The organism is Streptomyces fulvorobeus (genome assembly GCF_013167895.1).
Lineage (GTDB): Bacteria > Actinomycetota > Actinomycetes > Streptomycetales > Streptomycetaceae > Streptomyces > Streptomyces fulvorobeus.
Window position 1 is genome coordinate 1,889,274 of sequence record NZ_BLWC01000001.1, and the last position, 10,105, is coordinate 1,899,378.

A 10,105-nucleotide genomic window follows, 5' to 3' on the forward strand; every position below is an offset into this window, starting at 1 on the left:
CACCCCCCTGGGATGGTCAGCCGATGTAGCGCACGTTCGGCTCGGGCTTCTCTTCCGGCTCGGCCCGCAGCAGGTGCATCGCCAAAGCGTTCAGCCCGGAGGCCACGCCGTCGATGCGCTTGGACGAGACCTGCCGGTCGGGCTTGACCGGCTTCACGTAGCCGTCGCTGTTGGTCTTGATGCCGACGCAGTCGACGTGCCACCGCAGGATCGGGTGGCCGCCGTGTGACACGCGGCTGGAAAGCACCAACCTCTCCAGCTGCTGGCAGGGCTGGTTCAGGCCCGCGTATCCCTGCGAGACCTGCTCCATCTCCACGCCTGCGTCCATCAGTTCGGACACGGTCTCGGTGGCGTTCCACCGGTCGTAGCCCACGGCCAGGATGTTGAACCGCTCGGCCAGGTCGTCGGTGACCAGCGAGCGCACTGCCCGGTAGTCGACGACGTTGCCCTCCGTCAGCCGGAGCGCCGGCCCCGCGTGCGCGTCCGTCTCCGACCAGCACTCCAGCGGAACCTTCGTCGCGCGTTCCAGCTTCTTCAGGTTGTCCTCGGGCAGCCAGAAGAACGGGACCCAGATGTGCGGCTCGTCCGGGTCGTCGGTCTCGGGAGGGAACCAGAGGCTGAACGCGGTCATGTCCGTGGTGGAGCTGAGGTCCAGGCCGCCGTAGCAGTCGCGGCCCTCCAGGTCCGCCAGGTCCACGGGCACCGGCAGGTTCGAGACCGGCTCCCGGGCCGATCGGTCCCAGTCGTCCATCGACAGCCACCGGGTGGTCTGCTTCGTGCGGACGTTCAGGTGCAGGCGCAGGTAGCGGTTCAGCTGCGCCGGGGAGCGCCGGGCCTGCGCGGCCTTGGCCGCCAGGTAGTCGGCGAGCACGGTAATGCCGTAGCCGGGGTTCGCGGTGCGCAAGGTGTCCTCGGCGAACGCGTCGAAGCTTTCGTCCTCGTGGTCGGCGCCGAAGATGACGCCGTACACGGTGTCGTCCTCGGCGTGCCCGCCCGCCAGGACCTCGATCTCCTCGCGCTTGGTGGCGTAGACGCTGCCGCTCTCGCCACCGTCGTCCGCCGTGGTGATGAAGATGATGAGCGGCTGCGCCCGGGAGCCGGTGCCGGTCTCCAGCGCGTCCACGACGTCGGGGTTGCGGTGGACGTGGACCTCGTCGATGACGCCGCCGTGCACATTCAGCCCGTGCGCGCGCAGGCCCTCGGAGGACAGGGCCCGGAAGATGCTGTGGGTGACCGGGTGCTCCAGCAGCTTGCGCTGGATCCCGCGCCGGCCGAGCTTCCTCTTCAGCGGCGGTGACCCGGACGCCATGTTCGCGGCCGCGCGGAACACGATGTTGGCCTGGTCCTTGTCCCCGGCCGCGGCGTAGACCTCGGCCCCGGCCTCCCGGTCGGCGAACGCCAGGTAGAGGCCGAGCCCGGAGCAGAGAGTGGACTTGCCGTTCTTGCGGGGGATCTCGAACCAGACGGTGCGGATCACCCGGTAGCCGTCCGGCCGCTTCAGGCCGAACACCGGGGCAATGAGGTAGCGGACCTGCCAGTCCATCAGCCGGAACTCGTGCCCGGCGTGACGGCCGATGAGCTGCTTCAGCAGCAGGAAGAACTTCAGGACCCGCTCGACTGCCACCGGGTCGAACCACGTGCCGGGCGCTGCGGGCAGCTGCGTCACCAGCAGCGGCCGGCGGCCCTGGGTCATCCACTCGGTGGCGTCGACCAGGCCCTCGTCGACCCAGCGCGTGATGGCCTGATCGATCTCGGCGGTGAGCTTGGTACGCCGGGCCTTAGTCGAGGATGCCGTCCCCTTCGTCACCGCCATTGTCGCCCTCCGGTTTCACCGACCGAAGGCGCGAGCTCGGGGTGATGAACAGCTCCTTCGCCAGGGCGGACACGGTCGTGGCCGACTCGCGCCAGATCTGCCACCCCGGGCTCTTCGACGGTCCGTTGCCCGCGCGGCGCTCGGCCACCAGGTCGTCCTCCTGCAGAGCCTTCTCGGCCCGCACGAACACCGACCAGGCCGCGCAGTACGTCGTCAGGGCGGCCCGGTCGACCAGGGCCAGGACGCCGAGGCGGTTCAGCTCGGGCACGATCCGGTCCCACTCGGCCAGCGCCTCGGCGTCCAGCCAGTCCGGGGGCTCGGGCACGCCGGGGGGTGCGGTCACGCGCTCGGGTGCGGGCCGGCCGCCGGGGTTCCCGCGCAGGGCCCGGACGTTGTCCGGCTGCCCGATGGGTCCGCGCTCGCCCATGACGCACCCCCACCCCTGTCACGCACGGTGACGTCTGGTTACAGGATTCTCAGAAAGGCGGGGCAAACTCGCGGTCATGCGCGCGACACCCCCGCCTGCGTTCGGGGATCCCCCCACCGGCAAGATCCGTAACCCCCCTAGGGGTCGAATCACCTCGGTGGAGGCGGTGTTACTGCTGGTCGGCCCGGTGAATGCGCCACCATGACTCGATGGCATCGATCGTACCTGCTGGTCGGTCGTCGTGTCTGGCCCTGCGCACACACTCGTCCTCATCGGTCGCGAGGACCACGACGGTCGCGCCGGCCGGGGCGAGGCGCTGGCGGTCGGCGTCACGGGGTGCGGTCGCGATGATCCATGCTCGCTCGACCTGGTGGCTGCGGCCGAGGCGCGCGGTGACCGCGTCGCGGGCCTCGGCGATGAACGGGGTGAGGGGGGCGGGGTGGTCCCAGGGGTGGGGGGATCCCAGCGCCAGGGCGAGAGCGTCCCAGTCGACGACCAGGTCACCGGGCTCGGCGCGCTCGCGGACGTAGCTGGTCTTGCCAGAGCAGGGCGGACCGCACACGAGGGTGACCGTCGTCTGGGTGAGGCGCTTCATGCCGTGCCCTGCGAACCCTGTCTCCACGGCCGTCTTGGCGTCGTGGCACGTCTTGGTCATGACCTGGAGGTTGGCGCGGTCGAACGCGAGCGTCTCGTCGCCGCGGTGCGGGCGGATGTGGTCGACGACGGTCGGGGGCCGGCCGCAGCCGCACGCGCAGATCGCCTCCTCGGAGAGGACCTGGTCGCGCAGGGGCGGCCAGCGCTTGTCGTCGTAGACCCAGCGCCATTCGGCGCGCTTCTGCCCGCTGGTACGGGTGCGTGCGGGTTGGCAGGTGGGGCATCGGCCGCTGGTGTCGCGGCGGGTACCGCAGGCGGTACAGCGGCTGGCAGGACGGCGCGGCACGTCAGGTGTAGCGCTCGATGCGCGCGCCGTGCAGCGGGTGCCCCGGTGCTCGGTCGGCGAGCAGCTCATCGACCGACGTTGCGATGGTGCAGATGCTGCTCGGGCCCTCAGGAGTGTGAACGCAGACGAAGCCGCCAGGGCTGAACTCGGCTCCGCTCCAGGTACGTCCGTCAACCAGGTGGACGAGGAAGGGAACGGGCGGTGCTGGTACGGCCACGATCGTCTCCTGGTTCAGTCGATGGGGATGCAGACCTTGACGGTGGCTGGCCCGTCGCCGTACCGGATCTTGTGGCCGTCGTGGGTGCTCAGGTAGAGGGTGGCGGTCAGTTCGTTCAGGCCGAGCGTGAGCTCCCTGACGTCGCCGGGGTCGAGGCCGAGCAGGCGGTAGATGTCCCGCAGCGTGTCCCTGGGGATGCGTTCGGGGATGGTCGGGAGCTGAACGGTATGGGCTCGGCCACGGGCGCCTCCTGGCGTGCCTAGGCCCGGCGGTGCGGTGTGCACGGCCGGGCCTGGGTGGTGTGTGGGGTCAGGCTGCGGGGCAGGTGCGGCCCTTGTTGATGCTGAACTCGCTCGCACCCTCGTCAAGTCCGGTGGTAGCTGCACCCATGCTGCCGATGGCGTGCTGGCCGTTGGCGAGTCGGTTGTCAGCGCTGGCGGTCCCACCGGTGGAACAGTTGATCACCACGTGGTACCCGGCCTCGTCACTCAGGCCGTGTACGACGTCGTCGAACACGGCGCGCAGATCAGTCGTGTGGTCGACCTCAACGACGACGTCGCGCGTATTGCCGTCGCTGTCCTGCTTGGCGATCTTGTACGGCGGTGCGGTCACTGTCTTGTCTTCCACGTGTTCGCTGGTGCTGCATGCAGTGAGCGTGGCGAGTAGGCCAGCCGCGATCAGTGCGGCAGTGGTGTGGGTGCGCATGGTCCCCCCAGGGATGTTGCGGTGAGGGGCCATCATCGGGCAGAAGCGGTGCCTGTGTCCGGGATACGGCGAAGGCCCCGTCCGATACGCGGGGCCTGGTAGGTCGGCGGTGTGCGGGCACGCCGGACGCCCCTTGAGTGTTACACCCTGTTGGCTAACGGGTCAAGCGGCTGCTGCCGTTAGATGCAGGGCAACTTCGTTAAGGTCGATGAGGGTGCGTCCAGCCTGGTCGTGGCCGTGACGGGTGAGCTTTCCGCGGTGAAGCCAGACGCGGATGGTGCCGGGCTTGATGCCGCTGAACGCGGCGGCCGCGTACACGTCTACGAGGAGAGGGGCGCTCATGAGTCCATTCTCTCCTGGCCGTAGGTTCGCCGGATGAAGACTGCGATTGCGATTGTAGGGATCGCCGCTGCTGTTGCGGCTGGCGTGGCCGGGGTGCTGGCTCTGATCAGTCTGCGTCGCCAGGGGGTTGAGGCTGAGCAGGCATCGACTTGGAGTGACATCGAGAACGTCCGGAAGTTGGCTCTTAGCGTCGACGCCAGGGCGCGCTGGGTTGCCTGGATGACCATGCTGAACGCCCTCTTGGGGCTGCTACTCGCCTGCGCGGTACTACTGGAGAAGTCGCCTGAGTGACGAGACGCATGAGGCCCCGGTCGTCGTGGTGACGGCCGGGGCCCAGGGTGTAGTCACACCTACTTCGGCTTGGCGGCCTTCTCGGCGGCCCGCTTCTGCTGCGACTGCTCGTTCTTCTTGGCGAGGTCACCGGTGCTGATGCTGGTCTGGAGTGCCATGATCGTGGTCCTGTCTCTGTGATCGGGATGGGCCCGGGGCGGCCGTTCGCCTGGCAGTGAGTCGGCCGGCCCCGGGGTCAGTGGTTGTCGTCGGTCTCGGTGACCGTCAGGCCGGGTCGGTACTTCCGGATGCGGTCGATGCGCTCCTTAGCGAAGTCCGGGGCGTTGGTGGCGAACTCGTCGAGGAATGTGCCGTCCTCGTCGGTCACGCGGTAGCGGATGAAGTTCACGTCAGCGCTCCCGATCGGCTTCGGCTGCCCAGCGCTCCTCGTCCTGCGCGTCGAGCAGGGCCTCGGCCGCCTGGTCGTACTCGTGCATCTCCTCGCCGCTCATCACGTCGGCGTTCGTCATGTCGTCGTAGGCGTCCATCGGGGTCCTCTCGGTGGTGGGGTAGACCGGCGGTAGATCCGCCGGGAGATCAGGGGTAGATGCCGGTAGGCGGCGCGGTAGACGTGCAGGTCAGGCGGCGGTAGACGCGGTGGAAGACGGGGCCGCCCCCAACCCCTCGGGGAGGGGGGGAAGCTGCGCCCTGACGACCCCCCGACTCGCCCCCCGGCCGCCGGTCTTGAGCCTCATCTCCACGGGGATATCGAGGGCCTCCAGGCGGGCCCGGAGGTCGGCGACCTTCCACCCCTCCCCGTGGCCCTTCTCCTGGAGGTGCTGGAGCACGTCGGAGAGGTACATCGCAGGCCGGTCTCCGAGGGCCTCGTAGAGCAGGCGGAGGACCGCGTCACGGGGGTCTGGCTGAGGCTCCTCGGGGACATCCTCCGGGGCCTGCTCGGCGACCGTGCGCGGGGCGGCGCGGATGGCCCGCCAGCACCACACGGGGACGAGGAACCAGAGGAGGTTGGGGCAGGCCCGGATGAGGCGCCAGAGGAGGTACAGACCGAGGGCGGCGAGGAGCGCCCGGAGGATGCAGCCGAGGACCGCGGCGAGGCCGGTGAGGTCGGCGCGGCGGCCGGCCCGAATCCACGCGGTGAGGCGTCGGGCCTGGCGGCGGGTGAGGGTGCCGGCCCCGTTGACGAGGCGGCGCGCGAGGTGCTGGAGGTGGGTGCTCACAGGATTCCGGCCCCCTCGACTGCGGTGCGCAGCTGCTCGCCGACCGCGTTGAGGGTGCCGGGCAGCCAGTTCAGGAGGCTGGCGACCCCGGCGGTGAGGCAGAGGGTGGCGCCGACGAACGCTCCGCCGGTGGTCCGCTTTTTCTCTGCCTTCCCTGCCGCCTTCCACGCGATGATCACGCCGACGGTGAGCAGGAAGACGATCACCGCACCTTCGGGGGAGAGGGTGCCGAGGCTGCCCTTGGTGAGGGCTCCGCTGCTCGCGGAGCCGGTCATGGCCTGGACGCCGCGCTCACCGCCGGAGTTCGCGGCCCCGGCGGAGCATCCGGCGAGCCAGCCGAGGATGCCGCCGGTGCAGACGGTGGACACTGCGCCGAGGAGGAACCCTTGGCCGAAGGGGATGAGCTGCTTGAACTCGCGGCTGCCCTTCCACCAGGGGCGGAAGTTCGCCCAGAGGACAGCGAGGCTGATGGCCAGGCCGGTGAGGGTCAGGCTCGTGGCGCCGGTCATCGGGTGACTCCAGTGATCCAGGTGACGGGGTCGTACAGGTCGATGGCGCCGCCGACGAACCCGACGAGGGAGACGGCGAGGAGCAGGAGGCGGCGCAGCGTGCCGCCGCCGGTGGTGATGCGGATGACGGCGATGGCGAGCGGGGTGAGCGCGAGGGCGTACCCGGCGTCCTGCCCGGCCTCGGCGCGGGCCAGGGACACGATGTGCGCCCATCCCGTGGCGGCGCTGTACTCGGTGCCGGGGATCGGCATGACGGCCAGGGCGAGGGCCCCGCAGATCTGCCATGGGCGGCCGATGGTCCGCAGCAGCCACGCCCGGATGTGTTCCCAGCGGGTGGGCTCCGGCGGGGCCTCGTACGGCATGAGCACGTGGACGTGGATCTGCGGGACGGGAAGCGGCGCCGGGTCGGGCGGTGGGGGCGGAACAGCGGGCGGCGGGGGCGGCGGGGGGCTGACCGGGGCGGCACGCCAGGGGGGAATCTCCCCAGGGAGCGGACCGCGGTCGGGCAGCGGTGCGCCGGCGGGGATGATGCGGGTCGGGGTGATCGGACGGTCGGTCATGCGTAGCCGCCTTCCATGGGGCGGCCGTCGCTGTCGGGCCCGGCCTTCTTCTCGCGGTGCAGGACGGTGCGGACGTAGGCGTCATCCGTGGTGATGCGGTTGATGCGCTTCACTCGGTCGACGATGTCCGCAGCCTTGAACTTGGGGCCGAGGACTGCGGCGGCTTCGAGGATCGCCTGTGCCTTGGTGAGGGCGGGGCGGCCGGTGACCTGCGGCGCATCATCCGCGTCACGGTCCGCATCATCCGTGTCGTCGCGGTCGACGGTTACCTCGGCGGGCTGCCCGTGGAGGACCAGGGCGACCTGGACGGCGTCGACGATGACCCCGTAGGTGATGAGCATCGAGGCGAGCTCGGCCGGGGGCGCATCAGGGTGCGCATCATGGGCGACACGGATTGCCTCGGCCGGGTCCATCTCGCCGAAGCGGCGCCGCAGCACCTCCGTGGCCGAGTGCCTCACCGGGGCCTCCACGGTCATAACGGCCGTGGGTGGCCCGTGCTCGATGTGGTGGACGGCGCGCGCCTTGACGGTGCGCCCGGCCAGCCGTGGGGCAAGAGCCCAAGCCCAGCCGCCGAACGCGGGAAGCCTGTAGGGCTGCTCGGTACGAGCCGCGCGCGCGTCGGCCCGGGGGCCGGCCCACGCCAGCTCGGAGAGCAGCAGCAGCCCCACGGTGGGCATCGCGAAGAGGAGGCTTGCCGGGGTGCCACCGCGGATGAGGTCGGCGTGGAAGTCGTTGAGGTAGACGGATACCCCGGCCATGCCCACGGCGGTGAAGCGGGCCCCGAAAGCGGACCTCCCGGCGGCGGACGCTTCGGAGGCGAGGTGGAGGCAGGCGTAGGCGATGCCGTCGAAGACGAGGAACACGGCGACCGCGATGATCTCGGGGGCGTCGTAGTGGCGGGCGACGGCGTAGAGGGACCACCCGGTGGTGGCGAGCGCGGCCAGGGACACGACGGTCAGGGCGAAGCGCCAGGCGGTGTGGCTCATCCGATCCCCCGCCCGAGGAGAAAGGCGACGAGGATGATCGGGGAGAACATGGCGAGGAGGTAGAGGAACTTCACCGGTCGCCGCCCTCCTTGTCGAGAGCGGCGACGAGCTGCCGGAGCCGCATCTCCAGGCAAACGGCAGCGCGGAGCATGGCGGCGGGGTCGTGGATGTTCGCGCCGGCGTGCTCGTCGAGGGTCTCGCGGGCGATGTCGAAGGCGAGGTCGAGCGGCGGAACCCAGGGGGTGCCGTCAGCCTCGGGGTTGAACAGCGGCTGGTGCATGGCGCTGGTGTCGACGCTCATCACGCGCTCCTCGCGATCTGGAGGACGCGCAGCGCGTAGGCGTCGGCGGTCTCGCCGCTGTAGATGCTGGGCAGGGCTCGGGCGGCGCGCTGGATGGCCTCGTCGGCGATGACGGTGGGCATCTGGTCGGTGAGGACGAGGGCGGCACCGCGCAGGAAGTCGTTAACCGCGTCGAGGGTGAGGGGCTCGACCGGGTCCTCGCTGCGCAGGGCGCTGGCAACGACGGTGAGGATCTGCCGCGCGAGCGACGGTGTGGCGAGGAGGTGGCGGAGTTCGGTGTCGAGGTCGGTCATCACGCGGCCACCGCCGGGACCTGGCGGGCGGTCTGGGTGGGGCAGGTGCAGTTCCAGTGCAGGCAGAGGGGGCAGGCGTCGTCGCTGTCATCGTCGAACGTCTGCGCCGCCGGGGCCGCGGGGAGGGCGTTGGTGCAGCGGCACTCCTCGGAGGGCCTGTGGCAGAAGGGGCAGCGGCTGGTGATGATGCCGGTGACGCCGGTCTCGGTGGCGCGCACGGTGATCGTGCGGGCACCGAGGTGGCGGGTGATGCCGACGGCGATGAGGCGCCGGACGGGCGGGGCGCTGCGCTGGGCAGCGGGCATGGCAGAGTTAGCCATAGCCGTCTCCTTGGGTTCGTCAAGGTGTTTGGTCAGGCCCCTACCTGGTGGTTGCACACCGGGCGGGGGCCGCTTGCGTTCTCAGGCGTGGAGGTCGATGAGCTTGCGGATCGCCGCGGCGCGGCTGAGGCGGTGGGCCTTGGCGTAGGCGCCGAGCTTGGTGATCTGCTCGGGGTAGAGGGTCACGCCGCCGATGACGCGGCGGTCGACGGTCCGACTGGGGGGATTGGCCACCCCTGATTCGGTGTGCATATGCACAACCTAGCAGGCGTGCATATGCATGGCAAGCTGTCTTCTCGACGCATGCATATGCGTGCCTCTAACCTGGTCGAATGGTCAGCCGCGCGAAGGACTCGCACACCACCAACCGGGTCATCCGCGTGCCCGATGACGACTGGGACGAGCTCGGCAAGAAGGTGGGCGCGCGGAACCGCGCGCACACCCTCCGAGCCTTCATCGCGTGGTACTTGCGACGTCCCGGCGCTGAACTCCCTTCTCGCCCCGAATAGCGCTCTCGTCGATCCACGCCTTCAGCTGCGTCCACGTCGCCGGCGGCCAGCACATCCCGCACCATCGGCACCGGACCACCTGCTCACCCGGGGCCAGCCACAGCACGGACGCACAGATCGTCCCGGACGCGTCGACCGCCTGGCAGTGCCCCACCCGTGTTCCCCGCTCGGGCTCCGGGGTCCGGAGCATCGACGCCACCGACCGGGCCAGCTCCCGGATCTCCCCGGCGAACTCCCCGGCCTCCGGCCACGACACGGCGATCCACGGCATGTGCCCCAGCAGCTCCCCGCACGCCCGCTCGACCCTCCCCTCCGGGCTCCCGGTGTGTGCCGGCTCGGGGCGGCCCCGCTCGTGCCGGACCGCGTCGACCCAGGACTCCAGCAGCGCGGCCATCCCGCCGGGGCCGCGGATATCGAGGACATCGAGAGACACGGGGAGGGGCGCCGGGCCGCCCTTCCCTGACCGGCCCTGGCCGACACCGCCGGCCGGGGCGAGGAGCGCACCGAGCCCGCGGTACAGGACGGGCAGAGCCTCCAGACGAACCCGGGTGCCCTTCGTGCAGCCGGGGCACAGCTGGCTGCCGGTGTCGTCGTGCTGCTCGCACAGCTGGCAGGTGCTCATGAGGTCCTCCGTGTGTTGTGCGGTGGTGCGGCGGGACGGGCTGGCTGGGGTGG

At 70.6% G+C, this 10,105-nt stretch carries 19 protein-coding genes; 1 reads left to right on the forward strand and 18 read right to left on the reverse strand.

The annotated features are described in order from the left end of the window. Nucleotides 1–16: 16 nt before the first annotated feature. The 7 genes from Sfulv_RS08585 to Sfulv_RS08615 form a co-directional block, all read right to left on the reverse strand. A complete protein-coding gene (locus tag Sfulv_RS08585) occupies nucleotides 17–1,813 on the reverse strand; it encodes a terminase large subunit (protein ID WP_173313131.1) in 1,797 nt (598 codons plus the stop codon). Beyond that, entirely contained in the window at nucleotides 1,779–2,240 is a 462-nt protein-coding gene (locus Sfulv_RS08590; protein WP_173313132.1) for a phage terminase small subunit P27 family, read from the reverse strand. Before Sfulv_RS08590 ends, Sfulv_RS08585 begins: the two co-directional genes overlap by 35 nt. Nucleotides 2,241–2,409: 169 nt before the next feature. Then, on the reverse strand, nucleotides 2,410–3,180 hold the full coding sequence (locus Sfulv_RS08595; protein WP_173313133.1) for a hypothetical protein: 771 nt from the start codon (nucleotides 3,178–3,180) through the stop codon (nucleotides 2,410–2,412). Between the two features lies 1 nt (nucleotide 3,181). Then, a complete protein-coding gene (locus Sfulv_RS08600) occupies nucleotides 3,182–3,397 on the reverse strand; it encodes a hypothetical protein (RefSeq protein WP_173313134.1) in 216 nt (71 codons plus the stop codon). Nucleotides 3,398–3,411: 14 nt separating this feature from the next. Next, entirely contained in the window at nucleotides 3,412–3,681 is a 270-nt protein-coding gene (locus Sfulv_RS08605; protein ID WP_173313135.1) for a hypothetical protein, read from the reverse strand. Between the two features lie 25 nt (nucleotides 3,682–3,706). Next, nucleotides 3,707–4,102 (reverse strand): hypothetical protein, encoded by a 396-nt coding sequence (locus Sfulv_RS08610; protein ID WP_173313136.1) that lies wholly within the window; start codon nucleotides 4,100–4,102, stop codon nucleotides 3,707–3,709. Nucleotides 4,103–4,264: 162 nt separating this feature from the next. Further along, entirely contained in the window at nucleotides 4,265–4,444 is a 180-nt protein-coding gene (locus tag Sfulv_RS08615; protein WP_173313137.1) for a hypothetical protein, read from the reverse strand. A 33-nt stretch (nucleotides 4,445–4,477) separates the two neighbouring features. On the opposite strand from Sfulv_RS08615, the gene Sfulv_RS08620 reads away from it, so the two are divergent. Next, nucleotides 4,478–4,735 (forward strand): hypothetical protein, encoded by a 258-nt coding sequence (locus tag Sfulv_RS08620; RefSeq protein ID WP_173313138.1) that lies wholly within the window; start codon nucleotides 4,478–4,480, stop codon nucleotides 4,733–4,735. 235 nt (nucleotides 4,736–4,970) lie between these two features. Here the strand turns inward: Sfulv_RS08620 and Sfulv_RS08625 are convergent, their stop codons facing one another. From Sfulv_RS08625 to Sfulv_RS08675, 11 genes are all read right to left on the reverse strand, one after another. Next, nucleotides 4,971–5,123 (reverse strand): hypothetical protein, encoded by a 153-nt coding sequence (locus tag Sfulv_RS08625; RefSeq protein WP_173313139.1) that lies wholly within the window; start codon nucleotides 5,121–5,123, stop codon nucleotides 4,971–4,973. A gap of 1 nt (nucleotide 5,124) precedes the next feature. Beyond that, nucleotides 5,125–5,262 carry a hypothetical protein gene (locus Sfulv_RS08630; RefSeq protein WP_173313140.1) on the reverse strand — a complete coding sequence of 46 codons (138 nt, stop codon included), beginning with the start codon at nucleotides 5,260–5,262 and terminating at the stop codon, nucleotides 5,125–5,127. Nucleotides 5,263–5,352: 90 nt separating this feature from the next. Next, a complete protein-coding gene (locus Sfulv_RS08635) occupies nucleotides 5,353–5,952 on the reverse strand; it encodes a hypothetical protein (protein ID WP_173313141.1) in 600 nt (199 codons plus the stop codon). Continuing rightward, complete coding sequence (locus Sfulv_RS08640) at nucleotides 5,949–6,461, reverse strand: hypothetical protein (protein ID WP_173313142.1); 513 nt, start codon at nucleotides 6,459–6,461, stop codon at nucleotides 5,949–5,951. Before Sfulv_RS08640 ends, Sfulv_RS08635 begins: the two co-directional genes overlap by 4 nt. Then, nucleotides 6,458–7,021, reverse strand: a complete 564-nt coding sequence (locus tag Sfulv_RS08645; RefSeq protein WP_173313143.1) for a hypothetical protein — start codon at nucleotides 7,019–7,021, stop codon at nucleotides 6,458–6,460. The genes Sfulv_RS08640 and Sfulv_RS08645 overlap by 4 nt, the downstream gene beginning before the upstream one ends. Further along, the gene (locus Sfulv_RS08650) at nucleotides 7,018–8,007 is read right to left on the reverse strand and encodes a hypothetical protein (protein WP_173313144.1); all 990 of its coding nucleotides are present in this window, start codon (nucleotides 8,005–8,007) and stop codon (nucleotides 7,018–7,020) included. Before Sfulv_RS08650 ends, Sfulv_RS08645 begins: the two co-directional genes overlap by 4 nt. A gap of 70 nt (nucleotides 8,008–8,077) precedes the next feature. After that, entirely contained in the window at nucleotides 8,078–8,308 is a 231-nt protein-coding gene (locus tag Sfulv_RS08655; RefSeq protein ID WP_173313145.1) for a hypothetical protein, read from the reverse strand. Further along, complete coding sequence (locus Sfulv_RS08660; RefSeq protein WP_173313146.1) at nucleotides 8,308–8,601, reverse strand: hypothetical protein; 294 nt, start codon at nucleotides 8,599–8,601, stop codon at nucleotides 8,308–8,310. The genes Sfulv_RS08655 and Sfulv_RS08660 overlap by 1 nt, the downstream gene beginning before the upstream one ends. Continuing rightward, complete coding sequence (locus Sfulv_RS08665) at nucleotides 8,601–8,921, reverse strand: hypothetical protein (protein WP_173313147.1); 321 nt, start codon at nucleotides 8,919–8,921, stop codon at nucleotides 8,601–8,603. The genes Sfulv_RS08660 and Sfulv_RS08665 overlap by 1 nt, the downstream gene beginning before the upstream one ends. Before the next feature lie 81 nt (nucleotides 8,922–9,002). Next, nucleotides 9,003–9,173 (reverse strand): hypothetical protein, encoded by a 171-nt coding sequence (locus Sfulv_RS08670; RefSeq protein ID WP_173313148.1) that lies wholly within the window; start codon nucleotides 9,171–9,173, stop codon nucleotides 9,003–9,005. Nucleotides 9,174–9,374: 201 nt separating this feature from the next. After that, on the reverse strand, nucleotides 9,375–10,052 hold the full coding sequence (locus Sfulv_RS08675) for a hypothetical protein (RefSeq protein WP_173313149.1): 678 nt from the start codon (nucleotides 10,050–10,052) through the stop codon (nucleotides 9,375–9,377). Between the last annotated feature and the right edge of the window lie 53 nt (nucleotides 10,053–10,105).